This is a genomic window from Streptomyces sp. IBSNAI002, from assembly GCF_052244475.1.
In the GTDB taxonomy this organism is placed as follows: domain Bacteria; phylum Actinomycetota; class Actinomycetes; order Streptomycetales; family Streptomycetaceae; genus Streptomyces.
Genome location: NZ_JBQPXG010000006.1, coordinates 44,494 through 59,749, shown reverse-complemented (window position 1 = coordinate 59,749; position 15,256 = coordinate 44,494). Strand labels below are relative to the sequence as shown.

16 protein-coding genes and 1 pseudogene are annotated in these 15,256 nt (G+C 73.9%); 6 read left to right on the top strand and 11 right to left on the bottom strand.

Annotated features, from left to right (window positions below):
• Window positions 1-305: 305 nt before the first annotated feature.
• From ACTVZO_RS43540 to ACTVZO_RS43490, 11 genes and pseudogenes are all read right to left on the bottom strand, one after another.
• Window positions 306-1,022 carry an indole-3-glycerol-phosphate synthase gene (locus ACTVZO_RS43540; protein WP_443304123.1) on the bottom strand — a complete coding sequence of 239 codons (717 nt, stop codon included), beginning with the start codon at window positions 1,020-1,022 and terminating at the stop codon, window positions 306-308.
• Window positions 1,022-1,732, bottom strand: coding sequence for an N-(5'-phosphoribosyl)anthranilate isomerase (locus ACTVZO_RS43535; protein WP_443304122.1), 711 nt, complete (start codon window positions 1,730-1,732; stop codon window positions 1,022-1,024). Before ACTVZO_RS43535 ends, ACTVZO_RS43540 begins: the two co-directional genes overlap by 1 nt.
• Window positions 1,729-2,865, bottom strand: coding sequence for an acyl-CoA dehydrogenase family protein (locus ACTVZO_RS43530; protein ID WP_443304121.1), 1,137 nt, complete (start codon window positions 2,863-2,865; stop codon window positions 1,729-1,731). Before ACTVZO_RS43530 ends, ACTVZO_RS43535 begins: the two co-directional genes overlap by 4 nt.
• Window positions 2,866-2,886: 21 nt before the next feature.
• Window positions 2,887-3,261, bottom strand: coding sequence for an ectoine synthase (locus ACTVZO_RS43525; RefSeq protein ID WP_443304120.1), 375 nt, complete (start codon window positions 3,259-3,261; stop codon window positions 2,887-2,889).
• Between the two features lie 13 nt (window positions 3,262-3,274).
• A complete protein-coding gene (gene trpA / locus ACTVZO_RS43520; RefSeq protein WP_443304119.1) occupies window positions 3,275-4,111 on the bottom strand; it encodes a tryptophan synthase subunit alpha in 837 nt (278 codons plus the stop codon).
• Window positions 4,104-5,162: a hypothetical protein gene (locus tag ACTVZO_RS43515; RefSeq protein ID WP_443304118.1), complete on the bottom strand. Its 1,059-nt coding sequence runs from the start codon at window positions 5,160-5,162 to the stop codon at window positions 4,104-4,106. Before ACTVZO_RS43515 ends, trpA begins: the two co-directional genes overlap by 8 nt.
• A gap of 3 nt (window positions 5,163-5,165) precedes the next feature.
• Window positions 5,166-5,426, bottom strand: a complete 261-nt coding sequence (locus ACTVZO_RS43510; protein WP_384225430.1) for an acyl carrier protein — start codon at window positions 5,424-5,426, stop codon at window positions 5,166-5,168.
• Entirely contained in the window at window positions 5,423-6,544 is a 1,122-nt protein-coding gene (locus ACTVZO_RS43505) for an AMP-binding protein (RefSeq protein WP_443304117.1), read from the bottom strand. Before ACTVZO_RS43505 ends, ACTVZO_RS43510 begins: the two co-directional genes overlap by 4 nt.
• Before the next feature lie 172 nt (window positions 6,545-6,716).
• Window positions 6,717-6,977: pseudogene (locus tag ACTVZO_RS43500) on the bottom strand (AMP-binding protein); the annotation flags it as partial.
• A gap of 71 nt (window positions 6,978-7,048) precedes the next feature.
• Complete coding sequence (locus ACTVZO_RS43495; protein ID WP_443304116.1) at window positions 7,049-7,591, bottom strand: anthrone oxygenase family protein; 543 nt, start codon at window positions 7,589-7,591, stop codon at window positions 7,049-7,051.
• A gap of 186 nt (window positions 7,592-7,777) precedes the next feature.
• Window positions 7,778-8,611, bottom strand: a complete 834-nt coding sequence (locus ACTVZO_RS43490) for an NmrA family transcriptional regulator (protein WP_443304115.1) — start codon at window positions 8,609-8,611, stop codon at window positions 7,778-7,780.
• 82 nt (window positions 8,612-8,693) lie between these two features.
• Here ACTVZO_RS43490 and ACTVZO_RS43485 point away from each other — a divergent pair, with 82 nt between their 5' ends.
• The 6 genes from ACTVZO_RS43485 (at window position 8,694) to ACTVZO_RS43460 (ending at window position 15,231) form a co-directional block, all read left to right on the top strand.
• On the top strand, window positions 8,694-9,671 hold the full coding sequence (locus ACTVZO_RS43485; protein ID WP_443304114.1) for an AraC family transcriptional regulator: 978 nt from the start codon (window positions 8,694-8,696) through the stop codon (window positions 9,669-9,671).
• A gap of 75 nt (window positions 9,672-9,746) precedes the next feature.
• Window positions 9,747-11,243, top strand: coding sequence for an FAD-binding protein (locus tag ACTVZO_RS43480; protein ID WP_443304113.1), 1,497 nt, complete (start codon window positions 9,747-9,749; stop codon window positions 11,241-11,243).
• Window positions 11,244-11,296: 53 nt separating this feature from the next.
• The gene (locus tag ACTVZO_RS43475) at window positions 11,297-11,671 is read left to right on the top strand and encodes a YybH family protein (protein WP_443304112.1); all 375 of its coding nucleotides are present in this window, start codon (window positions 11,297-11,299) and stop codon (window positions 11,669-11,671) included.
• A gap of 11 nt (window positions 11,672-11,682) precedes the next feature.
• Entirely contained in the window at window positions 11,683-12,111 is a 429-nt protein-coding gene (locus ACTVZO_RS43470; protein ID WP_443304111.1) for an acyl-CoA thioesterase, read from the top strand.
• A gap of 104 nt (window positions 12,112-12,215) precedes the next feature.
• Window positions 12,216-13,016: a 4'-phosphopantetheinyl transferase family protein gene (locus ACTVZO_RS43465; RefSeq protein WP_443304110.1), complete on the top strand. Its 801-nt coding sequence runs from the start codon at window positions 12,216-12,218 to the stop codon at window positions 13,014-13,016.
• 163 nt (window positions 13,017-13,179) lie between these two features.
• Complete coding sequence (locus ACTVZO_RS43460; protein ID WP_443304109.1) at window positions 13,180-15,231, top strand: hypothetical protein; 2,052 nt, start codon at window positions 13,180-13,182, stop codon at window positions 15,229-15,231.
• Window positions 15,232-15,256 lie beyond the last annotated feature (25 nt).

Genomic DNA, 15,256 nt, shown 5'->3' with positions numbered 1-15,256 from the left:
ACTGCCCGACGACCTCTACGACGACCGCATCGCCCAGCGCCGCGAGGTCGTCCGCCAGCGGGTGCTCGGCCTGATCGACGTCGTGCTGACGGCCGCCCTGGAGGAGGGCGACATGGAAGAGGCGATGGAACGCGTCGAGTCGGCCATGGAGCTCGACCCGTACGACCAGGAGCGGCCCTTGCGGGTGGCCCGCGCCCTGGTCGTACGAAGACGGTACCTGGAGGCCAACGACCTCGCCGCCCGGGTGATCGCCGCCGCCAACGAGCTGGGCGTGCCCTTCGCCGTCGAGTGGGAGGAGCTCTCGCTCAGCCCGCTCGACGGGGCGCGGACGACGTACGACGCAGGCCGTCCAGCTCCTCGCACCATGACTCGAGACGGTTGGCCCGCAGCAGATGGGTCCCGACCAGCAGTCCGGCGTAACCGGCGGTGAGCAGCCCGGCGGCCACCTGCGGATCGTCGATGCCGCTGGCACTGACCGGGCACGCCGACCCCGTCCGCCGGACGGCCGGCAGCAGCCGGCGGCTGCGGTCGATGTCCGCGTCCCCGCGCTCGCGGACCCGGATGTCCTTGTTGTTGACGGCCACCACGCACCCCTCGCACGGCGGCAGCGCCTCGACCTCGGCCGGGCTCGCCACCTCGATGAACGGGGTGAGGCCCAGCGCCAGCGCCCCCTCCGCGAGCCGGGCCAGCGCCGCCTTCGGCAGCAGCGCCGCCGTGAGCAGCACCGCGGAGGCGCCGAGCTCGACGGCCGCCCGCAGCTGGCCGGGGTTGGTGATGAAGTCCTTCTGCAGGACGGGCAGTTCGGTCAGCCCGGTCACCTCGGCCAGCAGCCCGGCGTCACCGCCGAACCAGCGGCCGGTGACCACCGACAGGCAGGGCGCCCCGGCGGCCTCGTAGCGGGCCACGATCTCGGCGGGCGACCGGTCGCGGAACAGGTCCTCGCCGTCGGCCGAGCGCGGCTTCAGCTCCATGACCACCGGACGGTCGGCGCCCAGCAGGGCGTCGATGAACGACGGCGCCATCAGACGACCTCCTCCACGTCGGGGACGGCACTCCACTGCCGCCGGATGTCCGCGACGCTGTCGGCGCAGAACGCGCCCGTCGCGTCCCGCGCCGCCGTGTCCACGTCGACTCCGGCGAACTGCGGGTGGGCGGACACCTTCTCGTAGCGCAGCCGGTTGCCGGCCGAGATGCCCCCGGCGAGCAGGAACGGGCGCGTGGTCGCCTCGGCCAGGTCGATCACCACGTCGGGTTCGAGCGACAGACCGGTGCTCCCGACCCGCCCCTCGGCGGTCGTGGCGTCGAACAGGAACACGTCCGTCCCCGCCCGCTCGTACGAGGCCAGCAGCGGTCGCTCGACGCAGGCGTCGCCGGTCACGTGGAGGACCTTGACCACGGTGACCTCGGGCCGGCCCCGCTTGAGCGCCGCCACCACGGCCGGCGGCTGGTAGCCGTGCAGCTGGAGCCAGCGCACCCCGGCCGCGCGGGCGGCGTCCAGGATCGCGGCCGGGTCCCGCAGGAACGTGACCATCATCGGCTCCGGCGCCGGCCGCGCCGCGGTCACCTCCAGGGTCCGGCAGGCCTCCGCCAGGCCGGCGAAGCGGCCGGCCGGCAGGTCGGCGGGACCGCCCGGGACCCCGTGCCACAGACCGATCAGGTCCGCGCCCGCGGCCCCGAGCAGGGCGACGTCCTCGCGGCTGGTCGCGCCGCACACCTTGAGCAGCACGGTCACAGCCCCAGCAGCGAGGAGATCCGGTTGTACTGGATCTCCGTCGTGCCCGAGTAGATGGTGCTGCCCACCGCGTTGGCCAGCTCGCGGTCGAGGCCGTACTCCGACATGTAGCCGTTGCCGCCGAAGACCTGGATGGCCGCCAGCCCCGAGGCCACGTTGGCCTCACTGGTCAGCAGCTTGCCGATCGCCACGTCCATCGTGACGTTCTCCCCGGCGACGAGCCGCTCGGCGGTGTCGTACAGCCACCGGCGCGCCGTCTCGACGCGGATGCGCATGTCGACCAGCTTGTGGGAGATCGCCTGGTACGAGCCGATCGTCTTGCCGAACTGGGTGCGCGTGCGGGCGTATTCGAGGCAGCGCTCGTAACGGTGCTGCATCTCCCCGACGTTGATGATGAAGGAGCAGAGGATCTCCCACTTCATGACGTGCTCGAGCAGCAGGTATCCCCGCCCGATGCCGCCGATGGCCCGGTCGGCCGGCACCCGGCAGTCGTCGAAGTACAGCTCGCTCATCGGCGAGGACGTGAGTCCCATCTTCTTGAGCGGCCGGCCGGCGGAGAAGCCGGGGGTGTCCGTGTCGACCAGGAAGGCGGTGATGCCGAGCGGCCCGCCCTCGGGCCGGGTGCGGGCGTAGACGACGACCACGTCGGCGATCGGCCCGTTGGTCACGAAGCTCTTGCTGCCGTTCAGCACGAAATGGTCCCCGTCGCGGACGGCGCTCGTCCGCATGCTCAGGGCGTCCGACCCCGTGTCGGGCTCGCTGATGGCGTGGGCGCCGATCAGGTCACCCGAGCACACCCGGGGCAGGTACCGGTCCTTCTGCTCGTCGGTCCCGAAGTGCTGGAGCGCGACCCCCGTACTGCACATGGTGGTGGCGGCGGAGAAGCTCAGGCCCCCGTCACGGCACCCCTTGCCCAGGGCCTCCAGCACCAACATGGTCGTGAGCAGGTCGACGCCGGCCCCGCCCCGGTCGGGGTCGAACGGCAGGCCGAGCACTCCCGAGGAACGGAGGAGCTTCCATGCGTCCCACGGGAACCCGGTCTCGGCGCTGTCGTGCTGGTCGTCGGCAAGGTCGCGGCACCACCGCTCCATGCCCTCGCGCAGTGCGAGCTGATCTTCGTCCCAGGTACGCATGTCGACCGTGTCCCTTGTCCCTTAGTAGGCGGAGGCGCTGGAGGCGTCGAGGCTGTGCTGCTCGTCGCCCCGCAGGGCCGGCGAGAACACGCACACCAGGCGCAGGTCGGTGTCCGGGTCGGCGATGAGGTGGTGGGCCTCGTGCTGGTCGAGCGCGTAGAGCGTGCCCGGCGTGATGCGGTACGAGGTGCCGTCGGGGGCTATGACCTCGCCGGAGCCGTCGATGCAGTAGCAGGCCTCCAGGTGGCGGCGGTACTCCAGGAGGGACTTCGTACCGGCACGCACCGTGGTGTCGGTGACGGAGTAGCCGAGCCCGTCGGACGCCAGCAGGAAGCGGCGGCTCAGGCCGTTGCCCCAGTCGACGGTGGTGACGTTCTCCAGGTTGCGCACGATCATCGGATCGCTCCTCTCAAGGGGTGGGGAAACTCAAGGGGTCGGAAAGGCGGTGGGAAAGGCGGTGGGAAAGGTGGTGGGGACGCAGGCCGGTGACGAGGCCGGCGAGGTCGGCGACGACGTCGCCGCCCCCGGCGAGCGAGGACTCGGCGCGGGCGACGACGGTGCTGCCGACGACGGCCGCGTCGGCGCCCGCCGCGTGCACCCGCGCGACGTCGGCCGCCGTGCGCACCCCGAAACCGGCGGCGATCGGCGCGTCGGTCAGCGCCCGCAGCGCGTCGACCGGGACGCGGAGGGCTCCCGCGTCGGGAGCTGGGCCCGCGCCGCTGGGACCGTAGTGCGTCACCAGGTACACGTACGCCGAGGCGTGCGCCGCGGCCTCCGCCACGACCGCCGGGGGCGAGGACGCGTAGCACGTGGTGACGACCGGCAGCCCGGCCGCCGCGGCCCGCTCGTAGAAGTCCGGGCGGACCCGGGGCGGCGCACCGTGCAGGAGCGCCCCGGCCGCCCCGGAACCGGCGATGGCCGTGACGACCTCCGCCATCGAACGGGGGCGTACCGTGTGCGCCCAGTCGGCGAGGACCACCACCCGCAGGTGGCGGTGGCGGGCGCGGGAGCGCTCGACGAACGCGAGCGCGTCCTCCAGGCCCGTCCCGGCCGCGAGCGCCCGGTCGGCGGACCGCCGGATCACCGGCCCGTCGCTGATCGAGTCGGGGAACGGAACGCCCAGCTCCAGGACGTCGACCTCGTGCTCGTCCAGCATGTCGGCGATGTCGTCGAGCACGTCGAACGGCGGGTCACCGGCATTGAGGAACACGGCCAGGCCCGGCGGGCGCGGGAACAGGTCAGTCACCGGACACCCCCTCGCCCACCAGCACCGCCGGCGCCTGCTCCGGCGCCTGCGCACCGGCCCGTACGGCGTCGACCAGGTCGCGCACCGCGCCGTCCCGCATCGCCGCCATCGCCGAGGCCATGGCGGGACGCCACCGCGTCTCGCGTTCGGCCGCGATCGTCAGGGCGGCGGCGTTGAGGGCGACGGTCTGGGTCGCCACCTCGCCCGCCCGCCCGGACACGACGTCCAGGAAGTGCTCGACGACCCGCTCGGGTTCGGACACCGGTGCCAGGTCCGCCAGGGTGCCGTCGGCGGTGCCCAGGCTGTCCGGGTTCAGCCGGACGGGCCCGCCCGCACCCCGGTGGACGAGGTTGTCGGCGAAGCCGACCAGCTCGTCGGCGCCGATGTCGTTGGTGCACAGCCAGACCTCGCGGTCGTCGACCGCCTCCGCCAGGGAGCGGGCCAGCGGCAGCAGCGCGGGGCTCGACAGCCCCGTGAGCTGGCGGGTGCCCGGCAGCGCCGGCAGGAACGGGCCCAGCACGTTCAGCACCCGCCCGTAGGTCCGCATCGGCACCGGCATGACGCGCCGGGCCAGCACGGTCAGTTCCACCGGGTACACGAAGTAGCCGGCGAAGGCGATGCCGTGGCGGTCCAGCGCGGCGGCCGTGTCCTCGTACGACTTCGTGAGCGGGACGCCGAGCCGCTCCAGCAGGTCGACGGAGCCGTACTTGCTGGCGTGGGCCCGCGACCCGGTCTTCACGATGCGCGCCCCGAGCGCGGCGGCGACGAAGGCGGCGGCGGTGGAGACGTTGAACGTCGGTGCGCCGCCGCCCGTGCCGACCACGTTGACCGCCCCCGGGAAGGGGCGCACCGGCCCGGTGCGGCGCGCGCGCAGCGACCGCACCAGGCTGGTGAACGTCTGGGGGGCGACCGCGTCGAGGTCGAGCGCCGCCATGAGCGCCGCCGGCTCGCCCGCGTCCAGCGTGCCGGCGCTCAGCTCGTCCCAGAACGACGACCACGTCGCGGTGTCGACCGGGCGGCCGGCCCGCAGGGCGGCGAATGCGTCGTGCACGGGTCAGCTCGCCTCGGCCGGCACCGAAGCCCGCGCCACGAAGGCGTCGATGGCGTCGATGGAACGGAAGTTGTCCGGGTCGAGGGCCGCGTCGTCGACGACGACGTCGAACTCGGTCTCGACCCAGGCGATGAGCTTGAGCAGCCCGAGGCTGTCGACGACCCCGTTGGCGAGCAGGTCGTAGTCGGTGGCGAGCTCCGACGCCTGGACGTCGGGGATGAACTCCTGGATCAGGAAGCTCTTGATCGGGGCCTCGTTCTTCATCGTGCGGGTTCCTTTCTGACGGCGGTCGCCTCGGGGCGAGGCGACCTGAGAATCCGGTCGAGGGCCTGGCGGTCGACCTTGCCGGTGGACGTGCGCGGCAAGGTGACCTCGGACAGGCGCAGGGTCGAGGGGATGGCCGCGGTGGGCAGGTGCCGGGCGCAGTGCTCGCGCAGGCCGAGCGTCCCCACGCCCGCCCCCGGCACCCGGCGCAGCACCGCGTGCAGCAGATGGCCCGCGACGGGGTCGGGGACGGCGAGGACCACGGCCTCGGCCACCTCCTCGTGGTCGAGCAGCACCTGCTCGACGACCGCGGTGTTCACCCGGGTGCCGCGCACCTTGACCTGGAAGTCGTTGCGCCCTTCCAGGTGCAGGACGCCGGCCCCGTCGCGGCGCACGATGTCGCCGGTGCGGTAGAAGCGGGCCGCGGCACCCGGCGGAAGGGCGGCCGGGGTGTCCGTGAACGGGCTGGGCGCGGCCGGGTCGGCGCCGAGGTAGCCGGCGGACTGAAACGGCGTGGCGACGACCAGCTCGCCCCGTCCCGGCCCCGTCACCACGGCGCCGTCCTCGTCGAGGACGACCGCCTCGACGCCGGGCAGCGCAGTGCCGAGCGGAACGCCGTCGGCCGGCAGCGCGTCCCGGTCCACCTCGTACACGAAGCTGTCGTTCGTCTCCGTGCAGCCGTAGACGTTGTAGAAGCGGCTGTGGGGGAACACCGCGGGCAGCCGGGCCAGGCACCGGGCGGGCATGTGGTCGCCGGTGAACAGGGCGTGGCGGACCGAGGTGAGCCGCCGGGCCGCGTCGTCCGCGGCGTCGGCCAGCAGCTGGTGGGCCATCGGCACGGCCTGTACGACGGTCACCGCGTTGTCGTCGATGGCGTCGAGCAGGTGGCGCCCGTTGGTCGCGGCGTCCGGGTCGACCAGGACGACCTGGCCGCCGTGGTGGAGCGTGGCCCAGACGTCCAGGAAGCAGAGGTCGAAGTTGAGCGGGGCGTAGTTGAGGGTGGAGGCCCCCGGGCCCAGGTCGAACCGTTCGGCGGCCCAGTCGGCGAAGCGCTCGACGGCGCCCGCGGTGAGCGGCACCAGCTTGGGCAGTCCCGTCGACCCCGACGTCGTCAGCACGAAGGCGATGTCGTCGGGGCCGTGTGGGCCGTGAGGGCCGTGGGGAGCCGGCCCGGGCGGGGGTGGCGGGGGCGGGCGCCGCGCCGGTGCCGGCGGGGCCGGGGTCGTCGGCACGCAGGACGTGCCGGCAGCCGGCCCGGTCCAGGAGGCGCTGCAGCGTGGCCTCGGGCAGCGTGGCCGAGGGAAGGACCACCGGGAGGCCCGCCCGCAGGCAGGCCAGCACGAGTGCGATGGTCCGGGGGGTCTTGGTGGCGGGCACGCCGATCGGTTCGCCGCCGGTCGTGTCGAGCCGTTCGAGGCGGGCCGAGGCCTCGGTCACGAGGTCGGCCAGTTCGCCGTAGGAGATGTGCCGGCCCCACGCCACGAGGGCCGTGGCGTGGGGGCGGGCGTCCACCTGCCGGGCGAACGATGTCCAGAGCCGGGTAAGTTTCATCACCGGCATCGTGGGGGCGCCCCCGCAACATCACCGCAAGGCCCGCCCCCGCGGGCCGTGCCGGCGCGTGGTCAGGACGCCGTGACGCGCTCGCGGAGCCCGGGGGCCCCGGAGCGGTCCTCGGAGCGGCCGAGCAGCACCAGGGCCCAGGAGAACCCGGCGAAGGACACCACGTTGGCGAGGGCGCGCACGGTGTTCCAGGCGACCCACTTGTCCTCGACGGCGTCGCGCAGGGCGGCGAGGTCCTGGATGCGCCCGGGGTCGCCGGCCGCGGCCAGTTCGTAGTTCAGGGGCACGTGCACGCCGGCGGTGACCGCGAACATCGCCAGGTAGCCGGCGGCCCCGACGAGGATCCAGGCGCGCAACGCCTTGTCGGCGGTGCGCCGGTGCGTGACCGCCGCCGCGACGGCGCAGGCCAGCCCGCCGAGGAAGACGGGCATGAACACCGGGTTGAGGATCACCTCGTTGATGTTCTGCATGAACTCGACGAAGGTCCGGTCGTCGCTGCGGGCCAGCGCGGGCATCACCGCGTAGGAGACCGAGGCGAACAGCCCCGCGGTCAGTCCCGAGGTGAGCGTGGCGGCGACGAGGACGCCCGTTCTGCGCAGGCTCACCAGCGGCCCCCGTACGGTTGCGCGGTTGCGTTGTTGTGCATCGTCTCTCCCGGGATCCGGAGGGTTTGGCGAAACGGTGCCGTGCGGGGGAGAGGGCACGGGCGGGGGAGTCCGCGGTGCGCCGAGGCGCACGACCGGGACTCCCCCGCCCCGTGCTCAGACCGGGCACCCGTGGGAACCGCCGACCTAGGCGGCGTCCCACACACCGGTCGGGGCGATCTCGGCCACCCAGTCCGCGAAGTCGCGCGGCTTGCGGTGCAGGGCGCGCTCGACCCCGTCGGCCAGCGAGCTGTTGCGGCCGTCGAAGAACTCCGAGATGAGCGTGGCCAGCGGGTCGGCGAAATCGCGCGGGGCGCCGTCGGCGACGATGGCGTCGGCGAACTGCTCCCGGGTGATCGGCTCGTAGCGCAGGGTGCGTCCCGTCGCCCGGGCGATCTCCTCCACGCCTTCCGCGAAGGTCCACAGGCGGGGACCGGTCAGCTCGTAACGCTGACCCGCGTGGCCGGACTCGGTCAGCGCCGCCACCGCGACGTCGGCGATGTCGTTGGCGTCGACGAACGGGTCGGCGTTGTCACCCGCGGGAAGGGCCAGTACGCCCTGGCGCAGCGGCTCGAGGAACACGCCCTCGTCGAAGTTCTGGTTGAAGGAGGCCGGGGCGACGATCGTCCACTCGACCGGGAGGCCGGTCACGGCCTCCTCGCAGCGGACGGCCTCTTCCTGGTTGCGGGCGGACAGCAGGACCAGGCGCCGGACCCCGGCGTCGACCGCCAGCCGGGCGACCGTGCCGATGGCGTCGGAGGCGCCCGGCCACTCGACCTCGGGGTAGTACATCAGGTAGGCGGACTGGACACCGGTGAAGACGCCGGCCCAGGTCGAGGGGTCCTCCCAGTCGAACGGAGGCGTACCGGTGCGGGAGGCGACGCGCACGTCCACGCCCCGGTCGGTGAGCCCCTTCACTACCCGGCGGCCGACCCGGCCGGTACCGCCGAGAACCAACGTCGTGTGCTTGTCAGTTGTCATGCCTGAAGTCTGAACGCCGGCAATCTGGACGGTCCATGGTTGAGGTGCCAGCATCCATGTCCAGTCGTCTAGTGTGGTGCGGGTGGACGCACTCTCAGGGTTACTCGAAGGGCCGCGGGCCAGCGGCGCATTCCTCCTCCGCATCCTCCTGGACCCCCCGTGGTCGATCCGGGTCCAGGACAGATCACCGCTCTGCCTCGCCGTCATGCTCAGCGGCGAGGCGTACGTCGACCCCGACCACGGCGAGCCGGTCCGGCTGCGCCCCGGCGACGTCGCCATCTTCCGCGGACCGGACCCCTACGTGATGAGCGACGAACCGGCGACCCCGCCGCAGGTCATCGTCCACCCCGGCCAGCAGTGCGTCACCCCCGAGGGCGTCGAGCTGCGCGAGCGCATGTCGCTGGGCGTGCGCACCTGGGGCAGCAACCCCGAAGGGTCGGTGCAGATGGTGCTCGGCGTGTACGAGGAGGTCGGCGCCGTCGGCCAGCGCCTGCTCGACGTACTGCCGCCCCTGCTGGTCGTCTCCGACGACACGTGGGACTCCACGCTCATCCCGGTACTGGCCGGCGAGGTCACCAAACAGGGCCCCGCCCAGGGCGTCGTACTCGACCGCCTGCTCGACCTGCTGCTCATCTCGGTCCTGCGGGTCTGGTTCGACCGCCCCGAGACCGAGGCACCCGCCTGGTACCGGGCCCACACCCACCCGGTGGCCGGCGAGGCACTGCGCCTCTTCCACGAGGACCCGGCGAACGACTGGACGCTGGCACGGGTCGCCTCCGAGGTCGGCGTGCCACGGGCGACGCTCGCCGAGTGCTTCCGCAACACCGTCGGCACACCGCCCATGACCTACCTGACCGAATGGCGCCTGGCCCTGGCCGCCGACCTGCTGCGCCAGTCCGACGCCACACTGAACGTCGTGGCGCGCCAGGTCGGATACGGCAGCGGGTTCGCCCTCAGCTCGGCGTTCAAGCGGGTCTACGGCGTCAGCCCGCAAGAGCACCGCAGCGCGGCACTGGGCTCGGCACCGGGCGCGGCACAGGGCGTGGCACTGGCGCACTGAAACGGGTCGGCGGCCCTGCCACTGCGCCGGGCCGCGCTTGCGCTCCCCTTGCGCTCGCGGGCGTACCAACGAGGCATGCATACCGAGCTCTCACGCCGGAAGATCCTGTCCGGACTGGTCGTTGTCGGAGCGGGCGCGGCGATCGCGGGGTGGGACCCCGGCGCCCGAGCGTGGGCCGCCGCCCCCAGTTCCACGCCCGGCCTCCGCCAGGTCCCCGCCCTCGACGGCACACTCCTCCTCCCCGCGGACGCGTCCGCGTTCACCGAGGACTTCGGCCACCTGTTCACGCGGCAGCCCCAGGCCGTCCTCACCCCCGGCTCGGTGAACGACATCCAGAAGGTCGTCCGCTACGCCCGCAACAACCGCATCCCCGTGGCCGTCAACGGCCAGAGCGGCACCGGCACCGAGGGCCGCCACTCGCACTCGCACTACGGGCAGGCCCTGGTCGAGGGCGGCATCGCCATCGACCTCAAGCCGCTCAGCCGGATCCACGGCATCGCGCAGGGCATCGCCGACGTCGACGCCGGAGCCACCTGGTCGACGCTGGCGCTCCAGGCCCTCGAAACGGGCCAGGCGCCGCCCGTCTACAACGACTTCGCCCACCTGTCGATCGGCGGCACCCTCAGCGTCGGCGGCCTCGGCGGCACCAGCCAGCGCTACGGCTCGCAGGCCGACAACGTGGAGTGGCTCCAGGTCGTCACCGGCACCGGCGAGCTGGTCACCTGCTCCCGCACCAACCGCCGCGCGCTGTTCGAGGCCGTCCTCGTCGGCGGCGGGCAGTACGCCGTCATCGTCCGGGCCGGCATCAAGCTGATCCCGGCGCAGACCACCGCCCGCTCGCTCGAGTTCACCTACACCGACCGGGACGCGTTCCTGCGGGACTCGCTGGCCGTCATGCGGGCCGGCGTGGTCAACGACCAGAACGGCTACGCCGAGCCCAAGCCCGGCGGCGGCTGGACCTACCGGCTGGCGCTCGGCATCTTCTACTCGGCGCCCGCCCAGCCCGACGTCGCCGCCGTGCAGGCCGTGCTCTCGCCGCAGGCCACCGCCGGCCCGTCCGCCGACCTGCCGTTCCGCGACTGGCTGCTGCGCTTCGACCCGAACTGGGCGGCCCTCAAGGCCGCCGGCTTCTGGGGCAGCCAGAAGCCGTGGCTGATGGTGTTCGTCGGCGCCGAGAAGACCCCGGCCTACCTCGACACCGTGCTCGGCGAGCTGACGGCCACCCAGATGGGCCCCGGCCCGGTCCGGATCTCCCCGATGGACGCCCGCTCCCTCACCCGGCCGAACTTCGTCCTCCCCAAGCGCCGGACGAACGAGTTCTTCGAGGTCAGCCTCATCCGGATCCCGGCCCCCAACCACCCGGACGTCCCCGGCCTGCTGTCCCAGAACCGCCGCTTCTACGACCGCGCGGTGAGCCTCGGGGGCAAGCGCTACCTCGTCGGCTCGGTGCCCTCGCTGACCCGCGCCGACTGGCGGGCCCACTACGGGTCGCGGTGGGCCTCGCTGAGCGACCTGAAGCGCCACTACGACCCCGCCGCGATCCTCACGCCGGGCCAGGGCATCTTCGGCTGACCCACCGCGCCGACCGACCGGCCCGCCCAGTCCCACCAGCAAGGAGACCCTCCATGCCGGCACAACGCCCGGAAGACATACCCGGCCTCATCGCCGAGGCCTTCAACACCAACGACCAGCAGGCCATGCTCGACCTGTACGAGCCGGACGGCATCCTCGTACAGCCGCCGGACGGCGCCCAGGAGATCGGCCTCGAAGCCGTTTCCAAGGCCCTGACCCCGATGTTCGCCGCCATCAAGAGCGCCGAGATCACCATGACCAGCGCCCTGCGCGCCGGCGACATCGCGATGACGCACGCCGACTGGCACCTCGTCGGAACCCACGAGGACGGCAAGCCCCTCGACCTCCGGGGCAAGGGCACCGTGGTGTCCCGCCAGCAGCCCGACGGCACCTGGCGGATCGTCTTCGACGACCCGGTCGGGGCCTGAGGGCGGCCGGCATGGGACAACCGTTCAGCGTCCGCGTCCAGACGCGGGCCTACGAGACCGACCGGCAGGGCCATCTCAACCAGGCCGTGTACATGCAGTACGCGGAGCACGCCCGCTGGCAGTTCCTGCAGGCCGCCGGCCTCACCCCGGACGTCCTGTCCGACGCGGGCATCGGCCCGGTCCTCCTCAAGGCCTCCGTCCGCTTCCAGCGCGAACTGCGCGCCGGCGACGAGGTCGACGTGGGCTGCGCCATCAGCGGAGGACAGGGCAAGCTCGTCGAGCTCACCCAGCGCTTCCTCACGCCCGACGGGATCTCGGCCGCCCGGATCGACTGCGTGATCGGGCTGCTGGACCTCACCACGCGCCGCCTGCTCCCGGACCCCCGCGCCACCCTGCGCGAACTGGCCAAGCAGCCCGACGTACTGGGCCTCGACGCCTGACCCGAGTACGACGGCCCAGGAGCACGGCCGCGGATCGTCACCGCGGCCGTGCTCCACTCGCCCGCCTTCCGCCGGCGCCGCCCGACGCACACGGAGAGCAGACGATGCCCCCCACAGCACCCCCCACCGCACCCCCCACCGCACCACCCGCCGCACCACCCGCCGTACCGGACGCACACCGGCTCGCCGCCCCCCGCATCCCCGGCCTGATCACCGCGATGGGCCGGGCCGACATCCCCGCCGGACGCGACGACGCGGACGCACCCCCCGAGGACACCTGGCGGGCCGTGATGTCCCCCGCCGAACTGCACCGGGCCGACACCTACCGCTTCGACACGGACCGCAGGCAGTTCCAGTACGCCCGCTGGCTGCTGCGCACCGAACTCTCCCGCCTCGCCCCCGTCCCGCCGCAGGACTGGGAGTTCGACCTCGCCCGCAACGGCAAGCCCGCGATCCACCCCCGGTTCGGCCTCGACGTCGAGTTCAGCCTCTCCCACTCGGGCGGCCTCTGCCTCCTCGGCCTCGCCCCCGGCCGCCGCCCGGTCGGCATCGACATCCAGACCTGCGACGCCCTGAGCGACCCGGAAAACGTCAGACGGCTCATGGCCCGATGCCTCTCCCCGGAGGAACGCACGGCCGTGGAACGGCTCCCCGCCCCCCGGCGCCGCGACGCGGTCGTACAGCTGTGGACCCTGAAGGAGTCCTACGCCAAGGCCGTCGGCGCAGGCATCCGCCTCCCCTTCCACCAGATCACCTTCCGCCCGGACGGCAACGGACGCGCTGCCCTCCAACTGTCCCCCCACGTCCCCCACCCCACCCACTGGACCTGCCACACCCCCCACCCCCCACCGGGCTTCCGCATCGCCGCATGCGTCTCCCACCGGGACCCCACCACCCCGCTGTGACGGCCCCGCACCCCGTCCGTACGGCCGAACCCCACGGTCCGTACGGGCGAACCCGCCCGGCCCGTACGGGCGAACCGGCCGCCCGCGGCGGGGCGGTCCCGTACGGGGCGCGGTCCGCCGGTGTGTGCTGGCGTGGACCGTGTCCCGGAGGCGGAGGAACACCATGCCGATGCGCGTCCGCATGCGCCGTGCCCACAGCCGTGCCGCCCTGACGGCGGCCCTGCTCGCCGTGGCCGCGGCGTTCGCCCCTGCCGTCGCCGCGGCCGGCGACCCGCACCCCGCAGGCGTCCCCGACGTCCGCCGGGACGGCGTCGTCCGCGGCGCCGCCGGCCCGGTGCCCGGCGCCCTGGTCACCGTGTACGAGGCGGGCACCGGCTGGGGCGAGGCCCCGCGCCGGCTCGGCACCGCCCGCACCGACGACCGGGGCCGCTTCCACCTCACCCACACCCCGCCCCGCGCCCCCGGCGCCGTGGTCTACCTGACCGCCGACACCCCGCCCGCCGACGACCGGCGGCGCGCCCACCGGCCGGAGCCCGTACGGCTGGCCGCGGTGCTCACCGGAGCCCCGGACGCCGGAAACGGACGGCCCCGCCGCATCACGGTCACCGAGCGGACCACCGTGGCCGCCGGCTTCGCACTCGCCCAGTTCACCCGGGACGGCGGCGTCGCCGGCCCCTGGCCGGGCCCCCGCAACGCCGCGCACGTGTCCCACAACCTGGCCGACGTGACCACCGGCGGGGTCTCGGCCTTCCTGGCGGCCCCGCCGAACGGTGCGCAGACCTCGACCCTGCGCACCTTCAACTCGCTGGCCGACGCGCTCGCCGCCTGCACCCTGAGCACCCGCGGCTGCACCGACCTCCTCGACACCGCCCGCCCGTCCGGCGGGCCCCGCCCCCAAAACACCCTCCAGGCCGTCGCCGACATCGCCCGCGCCCCCGGCACCCACCCCGCCCGGCTGTTCGAACTGGCCCGCCGCCACCCGACGTACACGCCCGCGCTCGACACCGCCCCCACCGCCTGGACGCTCGCCCTGCGCTACGAGGGCAACGGCCGGGAGATCGACGGACCGGGCAACATCGCCTTCGACCGCGGCGGCGACGCCTGGATCGTCAACAACTACACCTACGGCGCCGACCCCCGGCAACCCGTCTGCGGAGGCCGCCAGCTGCTGCGGCTGCGCCCCGACGGGCGGGACGCCGCGGGCGCCCCGTACGAGGGCGGGGGCCTGTACGGAGCCGGGTACGGGGTCGCGTTCGGACCCGACGGCGACCTGTGGGCGACGAACTTCGGCTTCCAGGGCCGCGGCTGCGCCCTGGACCCGGACCCCCTGTTCCGCAGCGTCTCCCAGTTCGACGCCCACGGCCGGGCCCTGTCACCGCCGCAGGGGTGGCGCCAGGGCGGGTACGTCCAGCCGCAGGGCGCCCTCGCCGCACCCGACGGCACGCTCTGGGTGGCCAACTGCGGCAGCCGCAGCGTCACCCGCATCCCCGGCGGCCGGCCCGAGCGGGCCCGGAACATCCCGGTCGGCGGCGGCGCCCTCGTCAAGCCCTTCGGCGTGTCCCTGGACGGCCGCGGCCGCGCCTGGGTCACCGGCAACGGCAGCGACAGCGTGGCGGTGTTCGCCCCCGACGGCAGCCTGGAGCGTACGGTCACCGGCGGCGGGCTGCGCCGCCCGCTCGGCATCGCCTCCGACAGCGAGGGCAACCAGTGGGTGTCGAACAGCGGCGCCGTCCCCGTGCCCTGCGAGGACGGCACCGCGCAGCAGCTCGCCGATGCGGTGGGCCCGGCGGGCGGCCCCGCCGCGGACGGCGCCTCCGTCACCCTGATCCACCCGGACGGTACCCCGGCGGCCGGCCCCTTCACCGCGGGCAGCCTGACCCTGCCCTGGGGGATCGCCGTCGACGGCTCCGACACGGTCTGGGTGGCCGACTTCTCCGGCCAGAGGGTCACCCGCCTGTGCGGCGTACGGACGGCGGCCTGCCCGCCCGGCCACCGCACCGGCCAGCCGATCTCACCCGCGACCGCCGGCTACGGCAGCGACGGTCTGGTCCGCAACACCGGCGTCCAGATCGACCCGTCCGGCAACGTCTGGCTGGCCAACAACTGGGAACTGGACCCCGTGCAGACCAACCCGGGCGGCCACCAACTGGTCCTGTTCGTAGGCCTCGCCACCCCGGTCCGCACCCCGCTGATCGGCCAACCCCGCGCCCTGTGAGGCACGGCGCCCCGCCCGGGGCGCC